This is a genomic window from Rhizobium acaciae, assembly GCF_025941625.1.
In the GTDB taxonomy this organism is placed as follows: Bacteria; Pseudomonadota; Alphaproteobacteria; order Rhizobiales; family Rhizobiaceae; genus Rhizobium; species Rhizobium acaciae.
On the sequence record NZ_JAPCZO010000036.1, the window covers coordinates 1 to 18,143 of the forward strand.

Genomic DNA, 18,143 nt, shown 5'->3' on the forward strand with positions numbered 1-18,143 from the left:
CCGCCTGAGGGTAGGACATCTCGGCCCAGAGATCGCCGATGACAGCCCCTCATCCAGCTGCCGGCACCGTCCTTCGGACCCCCGTAAACGGGGTGAAGGGGATATGCCGCGACCTCTCGGTTCCCCACGGCTCTCAGGGCCCGTCCCCTCGCCCCGCGAGCGGGGAGAGGGTTAGTTGGGGGGCAGATGTTTTTCGATACGGCGGATGGCAGCCAGCATGAAACATTTCGATCTGTAAGCCGTTATCGCGCTTATGACCGACGCTAAACTCAAACCGAAATCGGTCGACGGCACCGAACCGCACGGTGCCGGAAACTCGCCCCAGGAGACGGCATCGACTGTTGAGGTCATGCTGCCGCCAGATGCCATCGAACCCGATCCGGAGTTGACGCCCGAGGAGGCCGAGCACGCGCGCAAGCGGTATTTGCTCAAGCGCTTCTGGATCAGCGCGCGCCGTTTCTGGGGCAGTAGTGGTGACAAGCTCGCCTGGCCGTTGTCGATCGGGCTGCTTGCCATGATCTGCATGAATGTCGGCTTCCAGTACGGGATCAATCGCTGGAACCGCGCGATTTTCGACGCCATAGAGCGGCACGACGCCGGCACCGTCTATTACCTCAGCGGCGTGTTCGTGCCGCTCGTGCTCGGAACCGTCGCCCTTGTCACCACACAGGTCGCCGTTCGCATGATGATCCAGCGGCGCTGGCGTTCCTGGCTGGCGACCGCAGTCATCGCGCGCTGGCTGGCAAACGGTCGATACTACCAGCTGAACCTCATCGGCGGCGACCACAAGAACCCCGAGGCGCGCATCTCGGAGGATTTGAGGATCGCCACCGAAGCCCCTGTCGATTTCATCGCCGGTGTCATCGCGGCGTTCCTGTCGGCCTCGACCTTCATCGTGGTGCTGTGGACGATCGGCGGAGCCCTGACGCTGCCGATCGGCGGGTGGACCGTCACCATTCCCGGCTTTCTCGTCGTGACCGCGGTCCTCTACGCGGTGATCACCTCGAGCGTGATCGCCGTGATCGGCCGCCATTTCGTGCAGGTCTCCGAGGTCAAGAACCAGGTCGAGGCCGAATTTCGCTACACGCTGACGCATGTGCGGGAAAATGGCGAGAGCATCGCGCTTCTCGGCGGCGAGGAGGAGGAGCGCAACGACCTCGACAAGACCTTCGGCAATGTGCTGAAGCAATGGGCGCTGCTTGCCCGCCAGCACATGCGCACGACGTTTGTGTCGCATGGCTCGATGCTGATTGCCCCTGTCGTGCCGCTCCTGCTTTGCGCGCCCAAATTTCTCGAAGGCAGCATGACGCTGGGCGAGGTCATGCAGGCAGCATCGGCCTTCGCCATCGTCCAGACCGCCTTCGGCTGGCTGGTCGACAATTATCCCCGTCTTGCCGATTGGAACGCGTGCGCGCGGCGCGTCGCTTCGTTGATGATGTCGCTCGACGGGCTTGAACGTGCCGAACAGAGCGACTCGCTCGGACGCATCAAGCATGGCGAAACCGAAGGCGAGGCGATGCTCAGCCTCAACGATCTCGCCGTATCGCTTGACGATGGCACCGCCGTGGTCACGGAAACTCGGGTCGAGATCGAACCCGGCGAGCGGGTGCTTGTGTCCGGCGAATCTGGGTCCGGCAAGAGCACGCTGGTGCGGGCCATCTCAGGTCTCTGGCCGTGGGGCGGCGGTAGCGTCGATTTCCACGCCGACAGACAATTGTTCATGTTGCCGCAACGACCTTATATCCCGTCCGGCACGCTTCGCCGCGCCGTCGCCTATCCCGGCGCCGCCGATAGCTGGCCGCTGGACGAGATCAAGTCGGCGCTCGACAAGGTGGGACTGGATTATCTGAACGACAGGATCGAGGAAGAGGCGCCCTGGGACCAGACCTTGTCGGGCGGCGAAAAGCAGCGGCTGGCCTTTGCGCGTCTCCTGCTGCATCAACCCGATATCATCGTGCTGGATGAAGCAACGTCGGCACTGGACGAGAAGAGCCAGGACAAGATGATGCAGATGGTGATCGATGAATTGCCTGATGTCACCATCATCAGCGTCGCGCATCGCGCTGAGCTGGAAACCTTCCATAGCCGCAAGATCACGCTGGAGCGCCGCCGGGGCGGCGCAAAGCTTGTCAGCGATATCGATCTCATCCCGCGCAAGAGAAAAGGGAACTTGCTGTCACGCGTCCTGGAGAACCGCCGCTCCCAGCCGAAAAGCAGCGCGACCGGGAGTAACGCGGCGCAGCCCCGGAATGGAAATTGAAGGCCGCTCCAAGGGCAACAGTGACCTATTGCGCGTTCTGCGGCAGGTTGTCGGTGATGTCGTAATAGTCGCCTTTATCAGCGACAAAAATATGCATTTTCAGTTTGGTTTCGGTCGGGCCATCAAATGCACCCATCGCGACAGCAATCCAGTCGTGATGGGATGGATCCCAAAACAGCGATGATCCACATACCCCGCAAAATCCACGCCTCACCTTTTCTGAGGATTGATACCAGGTAACACTTTCACCTCCCTGGATCGCGATCTGACGCCTTGGCACGTCGGTTGAAGCGAAGAAGTGGCCGGATTGTTTTCGGCATTTGGAGCAATGGCACGCATCCGGCGCTCGCAGATCGCCTTCGATCTCAAAAGTTACTGCACCACACAGGCAGGACCCTTTATGCATAAGCCTTCCTCTCATAAGCCAAGTCGTGCTTCTAAAGCTGCGCCGAAGACTCCGCGCTTGCAATCTGATCCAGATTGTCGATCAGCCGCTTGAGCAAATCGACCAGTTGTCCCGCTTCCGCATCCGTGAACCCGGCCAGTGCCTCACGATTCCCTTGGAATAGGGCCGCAATTGCCTTCGGCATGCATTCCTGTGCAGTTTTCGTCAGCACGATACGGCTGCTGCGACCGTCAGCCGGGTCGCGTGTCCGCTCGATCAAGCCATCCCTCTCCATGCGTGCGAGCATCTGCGCCATCGGCGGTTGCTCCACCCTGGCAAAGCGGGCGAGGTCGCGCTGCGTGCTGGCCTTGCCATTTTGCAGCGCGACTAGGACAGGCAGCTGGCCGACACCGAAGCCGAGCGGTTTAAGGCGTGACTCGCTCAGACGGGCGAACCCCCGCGCCGCAAGACTGACGAGATGCCCCGCCGTTGAAAGCACGTCTTCGTCCATTCGGCTCACCCCTTGCCCGCGCTTGACTGTAAGGTATATATGTACGTATGTATCTTGATGCGCGGCATGAGGCAATGGCATTTCGAGGCCGCACAGCGAATGTTTCAATCTCCATCGAGGAAACGACATGTCTCAAAATGACGTCGAAATGATCAAGCACATCTATGCCAGCTTCAATGCCAGAGACATTGATGCTGTCCTTGCCGTGCTTTCCGATGATGTCGCCTGGGCCAACGGCATGGATGGCGGCCACGTTCATGGCCGTGAGGCGGTGCGCGATTATTGGACACGCCAGTGGGCCGTCATCAGTCCGCACGTCGAGCCGGTCGCATTTGAAGAAACGCCAGATGGCGCCTTCGCTGTCGAGGTGATCCAGTCGGTCTTCGACCTCGATGGCCGGCCGCTGGAAGGGCAGGCTCATGGCCTGAAGGATAAGACGGTGACGCATATCTTTCGCATGGAAGGCGACAAGATCGTCCGCTTCGATATCCGGGATGGCCTGTAAGCTGGTACTCCCTATGCGGGGATGACCGCTCCTGTTGCGACGCGCCATTGTCAGACCCGCCTTTCGGCCGTTGGGGGCCAGGCTTGTGCGTTCAGTTCGCGCTTAGCCGGCGGGATCGGTTCAGAGCCTGCGCGCTCCCAGACGACGCTTGTCGCGCTCGACATAGTTGGAGCCCAGCTCTGTCAGGCGGAATTGGCGTTTCTGAAATTCCCCGCGGATCAAGATGAAACCTTGCTCTTCGGCTTCGCTCAATGTCTTCAGGCTGGTGCCTTTAGGGGGAGACTGCCAAGCCATGCCATCGGCGCTGTGCAGCAAGACCATGATCTTTATAATTTTGTTTCTCCATGGCCGATGCATACAGCCGGGTTGCGTCGCTTCAGCAATCCGCTGGTTCCGCATTCTTGATTTGGCACCATCCAGGAGAAGCCAATTGATTTAAAAGGATTATTTTTGGCCAATCCGGAGTTTCGCAAAAGCTATTGTATAAAAGCTCCAATAGTCTTGGTCAATTCAATCACTCCGTCCCAACAGGTTTGGTCATGCCTGGCGATTGGCCCGATTGCACTTATTTCCTTTGAATCCCGACATCAGCAGCGCATTCCCGCCCGAGGCCGATCTTCCGCTATCACGAAGGGCTGCACTCCTCAGGCGCTGCGTCTCGCAACATGATCCCGTATTGCCACTGCACTTTCCGCTGGCGACATGAAAGTCACATCCAACGTCAGTGCGTGTTGGTGCGGGATATCAAGAACCAGCGCCTGTTGGCTTCGGCTCCTCGACGTCTCGACGTCGGTCGTTTTCAAGTGGTCGCGCCGCGCGGGGGACGAAACGCGACGCGCCAATTCTTCTTCGGCACACAGCAATCTCACCGGAACAAAGACCGCGGCGCGCTGTCCGGCGGCGTCAAAGAACTGTTGGTACGTCCGCGCGCTCCGCTCATCGCCTTCGACACCGGCATGGGTGAAGATGAAATTCGCCGATGGGCCGCTATAGGCGGTGATTGCATCCAGGACGGCCTGCCGGACCCTACCAGTATATTCCCAGACGCCCTTTGGCAGCGGCGCGGTCTGATCCTCGTCGAGGAGGCGCAAGATCGGGTTGTTGAACCAGTGATTATCAACGATCTTTGCTGATATGAGCGAGCCGAGTTCTTTGGCGATCGTCAGTTTCCCGACGCCCGGAAACCCCAGGAGCAAAACGAAAACGCTCATCCTCCGACAACTCTCCCAACACAATCCACCGGTGTGAAAACACAGCATTTCTGCGCTTCCACAAGCTGAACCGCTTAATGCGAGGCCGCCTCGCTGGCGACAGCCGCCCCCTCGCGCTTCTGGCTCGGCCCGACCGGGATCAGCCAGGTGGTGAAGAAGGTCAGCACCGCAACGACGACCACGCCCCAGAAGCTCCAGTGCAGGGCCGCATTGAAGACCGAGCGGATCGCCGGATCGGCGGCGAGCGCCGAAAGCCCGGTCGGCTGGTTCAGCGCCTCGTGCAGGCCTGCCGCCGCCTCGCCACTCGCATAATGGTTGATGCCGGCATTGAGGATGGCGCCAAGCACGGTGGCGCCGAGCGTATTGCCGAGGCTGCGGGAAAAGATGATCGACGCCGTGGCGCTGCCGCGCATCGACCATTCGACGCTGTCCTGCACCAGCACGATGCTGGTGAGGCTGATGAGACCCATGCCGAAGCCCATGAAGAACGAGCCGGCGCCGGCAATGACCGGCGAACTGTCAGGGGTCAGGAACAACAGGAAACAGGCGCCGAACGGAAACATCAGGCTGCCGACGCGCAAGGTGCGGCGGATGCCGAAGGCCCTGTAGAAGCGGCTGGAGAGCATCACCGCCAAGGGCCAGCCGACGACGAGCATGGTGAGCGTGAACCCCGCGACAAGAGGCGAGCGGCCAAGCACGCCCTGCACATAGAGCGGCAGGATTGTCGAAAGCCCGATCAGCGCCATGCCGGCCAGCAGCGTCGCCGTATTGCTGGTCGCAATCAGCCTTCGGCTCCACAGCGGGATCGAGATGATCGGCTCCGGTGCCCGCTTCTCCTGGGCGAGAAAGAGCAGGCCCGAGACAACGAAGACGGCGAAAAGCGAAAGCAGGATCCAGGCGCTCGCATCGGTTTCCGTCAGCATGACGAGAAGTGCGACGATCGAGATCGAAAACAGCACCGATCCGAGGTAATCGATCTTTGCCTGCTTGTGCGCCACGTCCTCCTTCAGGAAGATCATGAAGGCGATGACAGAGATGACGCCGATCGGCAGGTTGATCCAGAAGATCCAGGCCCAGGAGATATTGTCGACGATGATGCCGCCGGCAAGCGGCCCGACGACGGCCGAGGTCGCCCAGACGGTCGCCATCGCGCCCTGCACGCGGCCGCGCTCCTCGAGCTTGAAGAGATCGCCGATGATCGTCATCGTCACCGGCTGGATGGCGCCGGCGCCAAGCCCCTGCAGCAGCCGGAACAGCACCAGCGACATCATCGACCAGGCAAGCCCGCAGAGCAAAGAGCCAACCAGGAAGATGAGGATGCCGCAGATCAGCACCGGCTTGCGCCCGAAAATGTCGGAAAGCTTGCCGTAGATGACTGTGGTCGTCGACTGCGCCAGCAGGAAGGCCGAAAACACCCAGCTGTAATAGGAAAAGCCGCCGAGCTCCCCGACGATGCGCGGCATCGCGGTCGCCACGATCGTCGCCTCGATCGCCACCATGAAGGTCGCGAGCATGATGGTGGCGACGATAAGCACGCGGTTCGAGCGTTGCGCTGCATTCGACATGACGATCCTCTTCGGGTGCTCCGCAGATGCCGGAAATATCGGCAGGCTGGCGAGATGTGGGGCGATGCGCCGCTTGCGGAGTGATGCCGTCCTTTTACGACCTCAAGCCCGGCCGGTAAAGCAGGCCACGACCGCTTTCTGACAGCACCGGTTGTTTTCGCGTAATGTCCGGGAAGTTTCGGTCGAAAGCGAAGGCCCGGCGCCATTCCGCTCCGGGCCTTCGTTTTGTCAGAAGGAAAGGCGAACAATCGCCCTATCCTCATTGCGGGCATGCCTCACTGAGCGAGCCGCTGTCCGCACTTCCGCTGGTGCAACCCGGCGTCTGCTGCAGGTTGGGATTGACCCCGCCGGGATTGATCGTGCTGCGGCCGCTATTGAGATTGACGCCGCCATTGCCGGTCGTGCTGCCGGTGGTGCCGGAATCGGTGCCGACAGACCCTGTGCCGACAGACCCGGTGCCCGTTGCACCGCCGCCAACGGACCCAGTGCCAGCCGACCCGGCGCCTGCGGAACCGGCACCCGAACTCCCCGTTCCGCCGATAACAGGCGCCACCGAAAGCCGCCCATTGGCATCCGCACCCCCGGCCGTCTGCGCCAGCGCCGAGCCGGCCAGACCGATCGAAAGCAGCGATATCGCGATGAACTTGCAGGACATGATTTTCTCCATGCTTGTTGTCTCAGGGAGAAAACCTGCTAGGCGGGGGCATTGTTCCTGTCGTGGCGGCGGTTTTCACGGTCGTTTGATCGGACGCTTTTCCGATCAGAGATCACATCGAGTTCCTTGAAATCCGCCTCGCTGAATTGAGGGCCAGGCCGTGATCTTCATCCATCGATCCTGCATTCCCACTGATCCGAGTTCCCTATCCAAGGTGGAAAACTTGGTATCACCAAATGATTTCGCGACCGAGAGCAGGATGTCCTCAGAAAACCGGTTTGCCAAACGTTCATTGATCCACTTTCATGTCGTAGTGCGAACTGCTTTTGATTGATGATTATTACCAAGTCTCTGTGAGAGACCGCGGGCTTTTGGCTCCCCTCTCGGCGACAGCGCCGAAAACGTCAATCAGAAATGCCGGCCTGGGCGCTCGGGTGTTTGGCGCAACGAGGTACCGGAGTGCAAAACCGCTGTCCCGTCCGTGCAAGAAATTTAACTGATCAAGCGCGGAGTTCAGCTCTGCCTTCGGATCGTCGCCGATCTGCAGGAGCCAGCCAGCGCTGATGCACCTTCCGCGTCAGGCTAGCCTGTGGCCTCGTTCAAGGAAGCTGCAATGTCCTTTGTCGGCAAAATGAGACGCCGCACCATGTTCTTCGTCTCTTGAAAGCCGAATTTTTTATAAAAAGTGACAGCATCATCATCGAGGGCGTGGATTACCACGGCGCGAAAAGCGACTACCTGCGCGGCGGAAACCACACTCATGAGCGCGTTTTTAAGGAGTGCTTTGCCAAGGCCCTTACCTTGATGATCGGCATCAACCGCAAGTCGGGCTAAAACTGCAATCGGAATTTCGGTGGGAGATTTAGACCCTTTTACCGATCGGGAAACGTCGCTTCGGTGTATTATACCTGCGCAAACCGAATGGTAACCTACCACTCGGAAGTTTTCGTCCGCAATTACAAATGTACGAGTATATCCCTGCTCCTGATTATATAAGGCCATTTCTTTTAACCACGAATCCAATGAGGGCTTCCCTGATGAGAAGCCCTCAATGATGTGATGATTTGTAATGGGGCAGGGCTTCCGATACTGCAAACGTCAGTCCATCCATTCTACTTTGGTCTGAAAAAGCTTGACCAAATTGTCTCTGGCTACGCCTGGAGCGGCAAGCTGGTCACTTACAGCGTCAAACACTTCAGCGGATACACCTATGAATCGTTGATCCAGCAACTCTTCTTGCGCGGTATATACAGAGGCTTCGGTCATGAACGCAGTTATGCTCTTTCCACAAACCTCAGCAGCGCGTGCGATTAGATCATGCGTTTCCGGTTCAATCCGAAGATTGACGGTTTTGGTTTTCTTAAGAGCGGACATCATACTTCTCCATCAATCGCACAGGTGAATTGATTTGTGCGACGTACTCAATGAACGTTCGAATACGTCCATGTGTTGTCAATGTAAATACGTTTCAATAAATTTTCAATTACCAAAAAGGTTCCATTTCCGCTAATGCGCTGAAAGCATTTCTGGATTTTTTCATTCATAGGTCGGCGCCGACCATATGGGACGCAGAGGAGGTGCTGATTCCAAAATCAGCGCCGTTTCTCATGCGCTTCCTCGGAACAACCACGTCACTATCTACTGAGCAGCGAACTAGAGTGGGCGACAGTTTGAACCTGTGAAGCACAACATTTTATCTCCTTGCAATCAACACCTCCTTTTCTACCGAACGGTTAAAGGTGGACCAAAAGGTGGATTGGCGAAAATCGTCGGTGCTAATAGACAAGAAAAATCAATTGTTTAAGCTAAAGAAATGGTGCCGCTTGCAGGACTCGAACCTGCGACCCCATCATTACGAATGATGTGCTCTACCACCTGAGCTAAAGCGGCCCCTCACGGCCGAAGCATGCGGCCTGCGATTTGCATGGCGCTGATACAGGCATTGATCGAAGATTTCAAGCACCCTGTCATGGCTTTGGCAAAAAAGAGGGCAGGGGCCAAGAAGGCGCGCCTCAGAGCGTCAGCCGGGCACGCGCCGCCTGGTATTCGGCCTCCAGCCTATCGACGAGATTTGCCACCGGCTCGACGGCCTTGACGGCGCTGATGCCCTGGCCGCTGCCCCATATGTCCTTCCATGCCTTGGCGCCGCCGACAGCCTGCTCGAAATCCATCTTCGAGACATCGGCTAAGGGCAGATTGTCGGGGTCCATGCCGGCCGCCAAGATCGAGGGTTTCAGATAGTTGCCGTGTACGCCGGTGAAATAGTTGGAATAGACGATGTCGCTGGCGGCCCCTTCGACGATTGCCTGCTTGTAGGCGTCAGCGGCGCGGGCTTCTTGCGTTGCGATGAAGGGCGAGCCGATATAGGCCATGTCGGCGCCCATCGCTTCTGCGGCGAGAATGGCGCCGCCGGTGGCGATCGCGCCTGCCAGCAGCAGCGGCCCGTCGAACCATTCGCGGATTTCCTGGACAAGTGCGAAGGGCGACAGCGTGCCGGCATGGCCGCCGGCGCCGGCGGCAACTGCGATCAGCCCGTCCGCACCCTTGCGGATCGCCGAATGGGCATGGCGGTTGTTGATAATATCGTGCAGCACGATGCCGCCATAGGAGTGCACGGCGGCATTGACCTCGGGCACGGCGCCGAGCGAGGAGATGACGATCGGCACCTTGTATTTGACGCAGAGCGTAAGGTCGTGCTCCAGCCGCTTGTTCGACATGTGGACGATCTGGTTGACGGCAAAGGGGGCCGCCGGCCTTTCCGGATGGGCGGCGTCGTGGCGGGCAAGCTCCTCGGTGATGAAAGCCAGCCATTCGTCGAGCTGGCTTTCCGGCCGGGCGTTCAGCGCCGGAAACGCTCCGACGATGCCCGCCTTGCATTGCGCCAGCGTCAGGACAGGATGCGAGATGATGAACAGCGGCGAGCCGATGACCGGCAGTCTCAATCTATCCCTCAGGATCGGCGGCAGGGCCATGGTCATCACCTCCATTGACGTTTACGAAAACGTCAATCTCATAACAGAGATGAAAAGGCGATAAAAGAGTAGCTGCCATGCCTTGGTCGATTTCGGCCCGAATATATACGTCCGAGAAAGCTAATAGATTAGGGCCCGTAAGCGGTGAAAGCTGCCGATATCCCCGCCCATAGACCGTGGCCGGGCCTGCAAGGCTTGCGGTTTGCCGCACTTGCCGTTACCGAATTTTGATGGAGAACGGCAGGGATTGCAGTCCGATGCCGAATTCAAGGTGAAGGACTGGATGTGAGCGGATTAGAAACGGCCATCAGAACAGCGCTCGAAAATTCCGATCGCGACAATCCGGAGGTTCGAGCGAGGATCTATCAGTCGGCCCGCCAGGCGCTGGAAGCCGGTCTGCGCAAGCAGGATATCACCGACACCGAGGTCGTCGCCCATCACCGCCACCGCCTGGAAAGCACCATCCACGCCATCGAAGGCGAGGAGCGGGACCGTCTTCATCCCCGCCAGAGACCGCCTGAAGTGCCCGTGCCGCCGGTCGTGGAAATGCCGGCGCCGCCGGTTCGCCAGGCCGAAGCGGATGCGTTCGACGGCCCCGTGGTATCAGGCGAGACCCGCGCGCCCGAAGTGACCTTCGGCCGCCGCGATGAGGCGAGCCTCGACGACGTGCATGCCGAGAGTAGCGATCATCTGGCTGCCGCTCCCGTCGGCGAGGAACGCCTTGCCCGCGGTCAGCGCGCCACCAATATGGATTTCCGCCCGGAGCGGGCGGCAGGCCGCCGTAAGCCCAGAAAATTCTTTTCGCGGCTGCTCGTCTGGTGCGTCCTGCTGGCCTTCATCGGCATCGGCGCCTGGTGGGTGCATACGTCGGGCCTGCTGATGACGGCGGCCGAGCGCGACACCAGCGTTGCCAATCCGCCGGCCAGCACCCAGCCCGAGGATTTCACTGGCAATGACGACAGCGCCGGCAATGCGGGCTCTCACACCGATCAGCCGGTGACGATCGACCCGCAGAACAGCTTTTCGGCCGATTGGATCCCCGTATTCAAGCCTGAAGACGCCGACAAGATCCAGAGCGGCCCGCGGGCGCGCACCGAAAAAATCGACGAGAATGATGGCCCCGCCGTCCGGCTGATTTCCGAAAGCGGTGCAGCCGACGGCAATGTCTCGATCAGCGTGCCCCCATCGGTGCTGCAACAGCTTGCCGGCAAATCCTCGACGATCGCGCTGACGCTGCAGTCGACCAGCGACGAGCCGACCCAGGTCACCGTCGAGTGCAATTTCCAGACGCTCGGCAATTGCGCCCGCCATCGTTTCACCGTCACCCGGGAAAAGTCGGATGCGCTGCTGCAGGTGAAGTTCGATCGCTCGCTGGCGCCGAATTCGCCGGGTACACTGACGATCAACAGCGATCTCGACGGCAAGGCGCGCGGCATCAACCTCTTCGCCATCCGCATCCTGCCGGGGCAGTGACCCCGGTCCCGATGCAGTCGGTGGCCCGGTCCCGATGCGATCGGTGCCCTATTTCAGAAAGTCTGGCCCCGAGCCGATGATCTTCTCGTCGACCATGCCGAGCGCCAGCTTGTCCTTGCCGTCATAATCCATCTTGTTCAGCATGTGGCGGATGAGCTCGAGGCGCGCCCGCCGCTTGTCATTGGCGCGGATCACCGTCCAGGGCGCGAAATCCGTATGGGTTTCCTTCAGCATCCGGTTGCGCTTGTCGCTGTAATCGCCCCATTTCGTCAGTGCCGCGATGTCCATCGACGACAGTTTCCAGACTTTCAGCGGATCATGCCTGCGATCATGGAAGCGCTTGAGCTGCATCTCGCGGCCGATATCGAGATAGAATTTGAAGAAGAAGATGCCCTCATGGGCGATGATCTTTTCGAGCTGCGGCGTCTGCTTGAGGAAGTCCTCATATTGCTGCGGCGTGCAGAAACCCATGACCGGTTCAACGCCGGCGCGGTTGTACCAGGAGCGGTCGAACAGCACGAATTCGCCAGCCGTTGGAAACTGCGCGACATAGCGCTGGAAATACCATTGCCCCTGCTCGCGCTCGGTCGGCTTGGTCAGCGCCACGACGCGCGCAAGGCGTGGGTTCATATGCGCCGAAGAGGCCGAGATCGCGCCACCCTTGCCGGCAGCGTCGCGCCCTTCGAACAGCGCCATCACCCGCTTGCCGGTCGCCTGCAGCCAGAATTGCACCTTGACGAGTTCGATCTGCAGCTTTTCCAGCTGCGCCAGATAGTCCTCTTCCTTGAGCTTCTTCTTGTGGGGAAAATCACCGGATGCCAGCGCATATTCGTCCACCCATACCGGCAGGATCGGATCGTCGACGTCGAAGATGCGCTTCTTTCCGTGGATCTCCAACTCCACGGCCCTGCTTTCGACGGTCTCGCCCATATGGTCCTCCTCAGCCTGATTGTTCCCTTTCCGCAGGCGAACATAGTTACCGTTGAAAATCAAATCTTTCGCGGACGGCCGATCATTTTTCGTGGGTTTCGGCTGCGGCCTTTCGCTTGAGGTGCGGCAGCCCGAAAACTTCTGTCATGAATTACCGCTATCAGGCAGAGTTCAATATTAAGAAAAACGAATCGACGCTGCGAGGGCCCTTGCAAGACGAAACTCCGTGGAGAAAAAGCCTGTCGGCGCGCATAAGGCGCGAACGGCCGGTGCTGCTTGCGGCGATCCTCAGCGCGCTCGCCGCGCTTGCCGCCGGCATGAACAAATGGGTTGTGCTTGGGCTGCTGCTTGTGATGATCCTCACCGCGCTTTTCAATGAGGCCCCGGTCATCGCGGCCGACCCCGCCCCGCCGGTGGAGATCGAGCCGGAAGCACCGCCAAGCCGCCTGCCGGAAGTTTCCGCGACGCTCTCCGGCCTCGATATCCCCGTCATGGTGCTGTCGGACGATGCCTCGGTGCTCTTCCAGAACCGCGCTGCCGAAAAGGCCTTCGGCGAGGTGGCGCTCGGCGCCCATATATCGGCCCGCCTGCGCTCGCCCGGCGTGCTCGACATGGTGCGCGAAACCATCGCCACCAACGCGCCGAACCAGATAGAGCATTCCGAGCGGCTGCCCTCCGAGCGCGTCTATATCGTGCGCAGCGCGCCCATAGAATTCGCGGCCGGAGACGGGCCGCATGAGCGCTATTTCATCCTGTCCTTCCGGGATATCTCCGAGGTCCGCCGCATTGACCGCATGCGCTCGGATTTCGTCGCCAATGCCAGCCATGAGCTGCGCACGCCGCTTGCCTCGCTGCGCGGCTTCATCGAGACCATCCAGGGGCCGGCGAAGAACGATCTGAAGGCGCAGGCGCGTTTCCTCAACATCATGCTCGACCAGACGACGCGTATGAGCCGGCTGGTCGACGACCTGCTGTCGCTCTCGCGCCTGGAGCTGAAATCGCACATCGCGCCGGATGAGAAGGTCGATCTGGTGCCGCTGCTCGGCCATGTCAGGGATGCGCTGTTGCCGCTGGCAAGGGATGTCGGCGTCGACATCAACCTGCATCTGCCTGACGGCAAGGTCGAAGTGCTGGGCGACCGCGACGAGCTTGTCCAGGTCTTCGAGAACCTGATGGAAAATGCCTGCAAATACGGCCAGGAGGGCGAGGTCGTCGATGTCTGGGTGAAGAACGGCACCGGCCAGCCGGTCGAGGTCAGCATCGTCGACAGGGGCCCGGGCATTCCGGCCGAGCATGTGCCGCGCCTGACCGAGCGCTTCTATCGCGTCAGCATCGAGGATAGCCGCTCGAAGAAGGGCACCGGCCTCGGTCTTGCCATCGTCAAACACATCCTCACCCGCCACCGGGCGCGGCTGGTCGTCAAGTCGGAAGTCGGCAAGGGCACCGATTTTACCGTCCGCTTCTGACGATATGTCGCAACACTTTTACGTTGCATAATTTTGTTATTTTAAATCAACGGCTTATATTGTCACAAATGTTTCATCGATTTGACATAAAAGGACGAGGCTTCAAGAGCTAAGAGAGTCCCGCCGATGAAAAAAGGCAATGCGAGGGCCTCTCTAAGGCCGCACTCACACAAGCCCAAATGCCGGGAGATTCAAATGAACACCTTTAAACTCACCGTTGCCGCGCTCGCTGCAACCGCTGCTTTCGCTGGCGCTGCCGTCGCCCGCGACCAGGTTCAGGTCGCTGGTTCGTCCACCGTCCTGCCTTACGCAAAGATCGTTGCCGAGTCCTTCGGCGAAACCTTCACCAACTTCAAGACGCCAATCGTCGAATCCGGCGGCTCAAGCGCCGGCCTGAAGGAATTCTGCAAGGGCGTTGGCGAAAACACCATTGACATCGCGAACTCTTCCCGCGCTATCAAAACAAGCGAGATCGACGCTTGCAAGGCTGCCGGCGTAACCGACATCCAGGAAGTCAAGATCGGCTACGACGGCATCGTCTTCGCCACCGACGCTTCCAACGCCGATGTCGCTTACGTTCCTGAAGACCTCTACAAGGCCCTCGCAGCCCAGGTCGTCGTCGACGGCAAGCTCGTCGCCAACCCCTACAAGAAGTGGTCGGAAGTCAACCCGAAGCTTCCGGCTGTCGATATCGCTGCCTACATCCCGGGCGAAAAGCACGGCACCCGTGAAGTCTTCGAGGAAAAAGTCCTGGCGGCCGGCTGCGAAGCATCGGGCGCCGTAGAAGTCATCAAGGCCGCGGTGTCGGACAAGGCGGCTCAAGGCAGGACTTGCATCGCCGTTCGCAAAGACGGCGTTGCTGTTGATATCGACGGCGACTATACCGAAACGCTGTCTCGCATCGCCGCCAACAAGACCGGCGTCGGCGTATTCGGCCTTTCCTTCTATGAAAACAACGCCGACAAGCTCAAGGTTGCGACCATGAGCGGTATCGTTCCGTCCACCGAAACGATCGCCAACGGCACCTACCCGGTTTCCCGCCCGCTGTTCTTCTACGTCAAGAAGGCACATCTCGGCGCAGTTCCGGGCCTGAAGGAATACGTCAACTTCTTCGTATCCGACCAGATGATCGGCCCTGACGGCCCGCTCGCCGAATACGGCCTGGTTGCCGCTCCGGATGCCGAGCGCGAAGCGATCCGCAAGGAAGTCGAAGCAGGCAAGTCCATGTAATGACTTTGCCGGCGCGGTGCCTTTCAGCCCGCGCCGGCATTGCCTCATGTCCCTGCGCGCCGGCGTTTCTGGAGCTGCAGGGTTGGAATTCCTTCTCCATGATTGGAAGCTGAAGGTAGCTGATCAAGCTGCCGGGCTTTTTGGGGCTATGGGCCTGGGGACGTAACGAATGAGCACATCCATCATACTTTTGTGCCTTGTGGTGATCGGTGCCGCTGCCTATCTGGTCGCGCGCAACCGCGCCACGGCGCTTGCCGGAGGCCGGTCTTCCGCATTGCATTCACGGCCGGCCTATTACGGCGCCTATGCGGCGATCTGGGCGGTTCTTCCCGCCCTCATCGTCCTTGGCCTCTGGCTCTCCATCAGCCCTGGCATCATCCAGTCCTCGGTTCGCAGCACTTTCCCTGACGACATCAAGGCTCAAGTCTCGGTCGAGCAGGATCTTGGCTATTCGACGGTGGCGACGGTCGCCCGCGGTCTGACGATGCTGACCTCGGATGAAACTGCGGCGGTCGGCAACGATCCGGCTGCTTTGCAGGCCAAGCTCCTCGAAAAGGGCGTGCCGCTCGCCGGCCAGCCGCTGCCTTACATGCTCGATGCCGCCAGGACGCTCAACGCCTTGAGCATGACGAGCCGCATCGCCATGACGGCGGTCGTCTTCGCTCTCGCCGTTGCCGGCGCCTTCTATGCGCTGCGCTCCATCGCTCCGCGCTTCCGCGCCCGCAACCGGGTTGAGCGCGTCATGCTCTGGGGCCTGCTGCTCGCCTCCTCGATCGCCATTCTGACGACGATCGGCATCGTGCTCTCCATGCTGTCGGAAGCGGCCCGCTTCTTTGCGGCCGTTCCCGCCATGGACTTCTTCTTCGGCACCGTCTGGGATCCGCGCTTTGCCGGCGCCGGCAGTTCGTCCTTCGGTCAGTTCGGCCTTATCCCGCTGTTGCTGGGCACGATGTATATTGGCCTGGTCGCCATGCTGGTCGCCGTGCCGGTCGGCCTCTTCGCCGCCATCTACATGGCCGAATACGCCTCGCCGAAGGTGCGTGGGGTCGCCAAGCCGCTCCTCGAAGTGCTCGCCGGCATTCCGACGATCGTCTACGGCTTCTTCGCGCTCGTCACCGTCGGTCCGTTCCTGCGCGATTTCTCCGCCCAGGTCAGCGGCCTTCTGTCCGGCAACTACAGCAATTTCATTCAGGCGCAGAGCGTTCTGACGGCCGGTATCGTCATGGGCATCATGCTGATCCCTTACGTCTCCTCGCTGTCGGACGATATCATCACCGCCGTGCCTCGGTCACTGCGTGACGGTTCGCTCGGTCTTGGCGCCACACGCTCCGAAACCATCAAGAAGGTGGTCTTGCCCGCAGCCCTTCCCGGCATCGTCGGCGCATTGCTGATGACTGCCTCGCGCGCCGTCGGCGAAACCATGATCGTGGTGCTGGCCGCCGGTGTGGCTGCCCGCATTCAGATCAATCCTTTCGAGCCGATGACGACGGTGACGGTCAAGATCGTCAACCAGCTGACCGGCGACCTCGAGTTCACCTCGCCGCAGACGCTGGTTGCCTTTGCCCTTGGCATCACGCTGTTTTGCATCACGCTTTGCCTCAATATCTATGCGCTCTACATCGTGCGCAAATACCGGGAGCAGTACGAATGACGGATATTGTTTCTCCCACATCAGGCGTCACCGTTTCCAAGGCGCCCGTGCGCCGCGATATCGGCATCAAGCGGCGCTATGCCGCCGAGCGCCGGTTCCAGGCCTATGGCATCGCCGCCATCACCTTCGGCCTCGTCTTCCTCTTCATCCTGCTGTGGACGGTGATCGGCAAAGGCTACACCGCCTTCCAGCAGACGGCGATCACCTTGCCGATCGAATTCGTCGAGAAGACGATCGACCCCGACAATAAGCGTGCGACTGATCCCTCTGCGCTGATCGCCGCCAACTATCCGGTTCTCCTGCGTGACGCGATCGTCAAGCAGCTGAATATCAATGCCTCGAGCCGTCCTGACGTGCGCGATGCATCCGCCATGCTGTCGAAGGGCGCGCCGATCCAGCTGCGCGATATGGTGATGGCCGATCCGTCGATCATCGGCAAGACGGTCAATGTCACGGTTCTCGCCGACGCCAATGTCGACAGCGCCAACAAGGGCCAGATCGACCTCTCGGTCGGTGAGAAGAACCGCAAGGTCAACGACAAGCAGATCGGCTGGATGAACGAGCTGAAGGCGAGCGGCGCTCTCCACAAGCAGTTCAACACCGGCCTTTTCGTCAACGGCAATTCTAGCCGTCCGGAGGCCGCAGGCCTCGGCGTCGCCCTGATCGGCTCGCTCTACCTGATGCTGATCGTGCTCGTGCTTGCCCTGCCGATCGGCGTCGCCGCCTCGATCTATCTCGAGGAGTTCGCGCCGAAGAACAAGCTGACGGACCTGATCGAGGTCAACATCAACAACCTCGCCGCGGTCCCTTCGATCGTCTATGGTCTGCTCGGTCTTTCCGTCTTCATCAACTTCATCGGCCTGCCGCGCTCGGCCTCGCTGGTCGGCGGCCTGGTGCTGACGCTGATGACCCTGCCGACGATCATCATCGCGACGCGTGCGGCACTGCGCGCCGTGCCGCCGTCGATCCGCGCCGCAGCGCTCGGCCTTGGCGCTTCGAAGATGCAGATGGTGTTCCACCATGTGCTGCCACTTGCCATGCCGGGCATCCTGACCGGCACGATCATCGGCCTGGCGCACGCGCTCGGCGAAACCGCGCCGCTGCTCCTGATCGGCATGGTCGCCTTCGTCGCAAACGCGCCGACGACACCGCTCGATCCCTCGACGGCTCTGCCCGTACAGGTCTATATGTGGGCCAACGAGGCAGAACGTGCCTTCGTTGAGCGTACTTCGGGTGCCATCATAGTCCTGCTCCTGTTCCTGATCGTCATGAACATGGGCGCCATCCTCTTGCGTCGTCGCTTCGAGCGCCGCTGGTAAACGGAGTTAC

General features: G+C 60.1%; 17 protein-coding genes and 1 tRNA gene. 7 read left to right on the forward strand and 11 right to left on the reverse strand.

Going from position 1 to position 18,143, the window contains the following annotated elements:
- Positions 1–253 precede the first annotated feature (253 nt).
- Positions 254–2,260 carry an ABC transporter ATP-binding protein/permease gene (locus OLZ32_RS35735; RefSeq protein ID WP_264425059.1) on the forward strand — a complete coding sequence of 669 codons (2,007 nt, stop codon included), beginning with the start codon at positions 254–256 and terminating at the stop codon, positions 2,258–2,260.
- 25 nt (positions 2,261–2,285) lie between these two features.
- Here OLZ32_RS35735 and OLZ32_RS35740 read toward each other — a convergent pair whose 3' ends face one another.
- Together OLZ32_RS35740 and OLZ32_RS35745 are read right to left on the reverse strand one after the other, a co-directional pair.
- Positions 2,286–2,666 carry a GFA family protein gene (locus tag OLZ32_RS35740; RefSeq protein WP_017990164.1) on the reverse strand — a complete coding sequence of 127 codons (381 nt, stop codon included), beginning with the start codon at positions 2,664–2,666 and terminating at the stop codon, positions 2,286–2,288.
- A 31-nt stretch (positions 2,667–2,697) separates the two neighbouring features.
- A complete protein-coding gene (locus OLZ32_RS35745; protein ID WP_264425062.1) occupies positions 2,698–3,156 on the reverse strand; it encodes a MarR family winged helix-turn-helix transcriptional regulator in 459 nt (152 codons plus the stop codon).
- A gap of 127 nt (positions 3,157–3,283) precedes the next feature.
- Here OLZ32_RS35745 and OLZ32_RS35750 point away from each other — a divergent pair, with 127 nt between their 5' ends.
- Entirely contained in the window at positions 3,284–3,661 is a 378-nt protein-coding gene (locus OLZ32_RS35750) for a nuclear transport factor 2 family protein (protein ID WP_264425064.1), read from the forward strand.
- Between the two features lie 120 nt (positions 3,662–3,781).
- Here the strand turns inward: OLZ32_RS35750 and OLZ32_RS35755 are convergent, their stop codons facing one another.
- The 8 genes from OLZ32_RS35755 to OLZ32_RS35790 all read right to left on the reverse strand — a co-directional run bounded on the left by OLZ32_RS35755 (position 3,782) and on the right by OLZ32_RS35790 (position 10,064).
- Positions 3,782–3,982, reverse strand: coding sequence for a hypothetical protein (locus OLZ32_RS35755; RefSeq protein WP_264425066.1), 201 nt, complete (start codon positions 3,980–3,982; stop codon positions 3,782–3,784).
- Positions 3,983–4,305: 323 nt separating this feature from the next.
- A complete protein-coding gene (locus tag OLZ32_RS35760; RefSeq protein WP_264425068.1) occupies positions 4,306–4,872 on the reverse strand; it encodes an AAA family ATPase in 567 nt (188 codons plus the stop codon).
- Positions 4,873–4,946: 74 nt separating this feature from the next.
- A complete protein-coding gene (locus OLZ32_RS35765) occupies positions 4,947–6,437 on the reverse strand; it encodes an MDR family MFS transporter (RefSeq protein ID WP_264425070.1) in 1,491 nt (496 codons plus the stop codon).
- Positions 6,438–6,696: 259 nt separating this feature from the next.
- On the reverse strand, positions 6,697–7,092 hold the full coding sequence (locus tag OLZ32_RS35770) for a hypothetical protein (RefSeq protein WP_264425072.1): 396 nt from the start codon (positions 7,090–7,092) through the stop codon (positions 6,697–6,699).
- A gap of 582 nt (positions 7,093–7,674) precedes the next feature.
- Positions 7,675–8,115, reverse strand: coding sequence for a GNAT family N-acetyltransferase (locus tag OLZ32_RS35775; protein ID WP_264425074.1), 441 nt, complete (start codon positions 8,113–8,115; stop codon positions 7,675–7,677).
- Positions 8,116–8,190: 75 nt separating this feature from the next.
- On the reverse strand, positions 8,191–8,466 hold the full coding sequence (locus OLZ32_RS35780) for a type II toxin-antitoxin system TacA family antitoxin (RefSeq protein WP_264425076.1): 276 nt from the start codon (positions 8,464–8,466) through the stop codon (positions 8,191–8,193).
- A gap of 440 nt (positions 8,467–8,906) precedes the next feature.
- Positions 8,907–8,982, reverse strand: a tRNA-Thr gene (locus OLZ32_RS35785).
- A gap of 122 nt (positions 8,983–9,104) precedes the next feature.
- Complete coding sequence (locus OLZ32_RS35790) at positions 9,105–10,064, reverse strand: NAD(P)H-dependent flavin oxidoreductase (RefSeq protein ID WP_264425078.1); 960 nt, start codon at positions 10,062–10,064, stop codon at positions 9,105–9,107.
- 285 nt (positions 10,065–10,349) lie between these two features.
- On the opposite strand from OLZ32_RS35790, the gene OLZ32_RS35795 reads away from it, so the two are divergent.
- The gene (locus tag OLZ32_RS35795) at positions 10,350–11,537 is read left to right on the forward strand and encodes a regulator (RefSeq protein WP_264425080.1); all 1,188 of its coding nucleotides are present in this window, start codon (positions 10,350–10,352) and stop codon (positions 11,535–11,537) included.
- A 48-nt stretch (positions 11,538–11,585) separates the two neighbouring features.
- On the opposite strand, the gene ppk2 is transcribed toward OLZ32_RS35795, so the two are convergent.
- Positions 11,586–12,467, reverse strand: a complete 882-nt coding sequence (ppk2, locus tag OLZ32_RS35800; protein WP_264399752.1) for a polyphosphate kinase 2 — start codon at positions 12,465–12,467, stop codon at positions 11,586–11,588.
- 146 nt (positions 12,468–12,613) lie between these two features.
- Here ppk2 and phoR point away from each other — a divergent pair, with 146 nt between their 5' ends.
- The 4 genes from phoR to pstA all read left to right on the forward strand — a co-directional run bounded on the left by phoR (position 12,614) and on the right by pstA (position 18,133).
- Complete coding sequence (gene phoR, locus OLZ32_RS35805) at positions 12,614–13,933, forward strand: phosphate regulon sensor histidine kinase PhoR (protein ID WP_264425082.1); 1,320 nt, start codon at positions 12,614–12,616, stop codon at positions 13,931–13,933.
- A 195-nt stretch (positions 13,934–14,128) separates the two neighbouring features.
- Positions 14,129–15,163, forward strand: coding sequence for a substrate-binding domain-containing protein (locus tag OLZ32_RS35810; RefSeq protein ID WP_264425086.1), 1,035 nt, complete (start codon positions 14,129–14,131; stop codon positions 15,161–15,163).
- A gap of 169 nt (positions 15,164–15,332) precedes the next feature.
- On the forward strand, positions 15,333–16,814 hold the full coding sequence (gene pstC, locus OLZ32_RS35815) for a phosphate ABC transporter permease subunit PstC (RefSeq protein ID WP_003545174.1): 1,482 nt from the start codon (positions 15,333–15,335) through the stop codon (positions 16,812–16,814).
- Complete coding sequence (gene pstA, locus OLZ32_RS35820; protein ID WP_264425088.1) at positions 16,811–18,133, forward strand: phosphate ABC transporter permease PstA; 1,323 nt, start codon at positions 16,811–16,813, stop codon at positions 18,131–18,133. The genes pstC and pstA overlap by 4 nt, the downstream gene beginning before the upstream one ends.
- Positions 18,134–18,143: the final 10 nt, after the last annotated feature.

Excerpts from the sequence above, each read along its gene's own strand:
- OLZ32_RS35750 (WP_264425064.1), top strand. The coding sequence starts at position 3,284 with ATGTCTCAAAATGACGTCGAAATGATCAAGCACATCTATGCCAGCTTC.
- pstA (WP_264425088.1), top strand. The coding sequence starts at position 16,811 with ATGACGGATATTGTTTCTCCCACATCAGGCGTCACCGTTTCCAAGGCG.
- OLZ32_RS35745 (WP_264425062.1), bottom strand. The coding sequence starts at position 3,156 with ATGGACGAAGACGTGCTTTCAACGGCGGGGCATCTCGTCAGTCTTGCG.
- OLZ32_RS35770 (WP_264425072.1), bottom strand. The coding sequence starts at position 7,092 with ATGTCCTGCAAGTTCATCGCGATATCGCTGCTTTCGATCGGTCTGGCC.
- OLZ32_RS35735 (WP_264425059.1), top strand. The coding sequence starts at position 254 with ATGACCGACGCTAAACTCAAACCGAAATCGGTCGACGGCACCGAACCG.
- OLZ32_RS35755 (WP_264425066.1), bottom strand. The coding sequence starts at position 3,982 with ATGGTCTTGCTGCACAGCGCCGATGGCATGGCTTGGCAGTCTCCCCCT.
- OLZ32_RS35780 (WP_264425076.1), bottom strand. The coding sequence starts at position 8,466 with ATGTCCGCTCTTAAGAAAACCAAAACCGTCAATCTTCGGATTGAACCG.
- OLZ32_RS35765 (WP_264425070.1), bottom strand. The coding sequence starts at position 6,437 with ATGTCGAATGCAGCGCAACGCTCGAACCGCGTGCTTATCGTCGCCACC.
- ppk2 (WP_264399752.1), bottom strand. The coding sequence starts at position 12,467 with ATGGGCGAGACCGTCGAAAGCAGGGCCGTGGAGTTGGAGATCCACGGA.
- pstC (WP_003545174.1), top strand. The coding sequence starts at position 15,333 with ATGAGCACATCCATCATACTTTTGTGCCTTGTGGTGATCGGTGCCGCT.
- OLZ32_RS35790 (WP_264425078.1), bottom strand. The coding sequence starts at position 10,064 with ATGGCCCTGCCGCCGATCCTGAGGGATAGATTGAGACTGCCGGTCATC.
- OLZ32_RS35740 (WP_017990164.1), bottom strand. The coding sequence starts at position 2,666 with ATGCATAAAGGGTCCTGCCTGTGTGGTGCAGTAACTTTTGAGATCGAA.
- OLZ32_RS35810 (WP_264425086.1), top strand. The coding sequence starts at position 14,129 with ATGAACACCTTTAAACTCACCGTTGCCGCGCTCGCTGCAACCGCTGCT.
- phoR (WP_264425082.1), top strand. The coding sequence starts at position 12,614 with ATGAATTACCGCTATCAGGCAGAGTTCAATATTAAGAAAAACGAATCG.
- OLZ32_RS35760 (WP_264425068.1), bottom strand. The coding sequence starts at position 4,872 with ATGAGCGTTTTCGTTTTGCTCCTGGGGTTTCCGGGCGTCGGGAAACTG.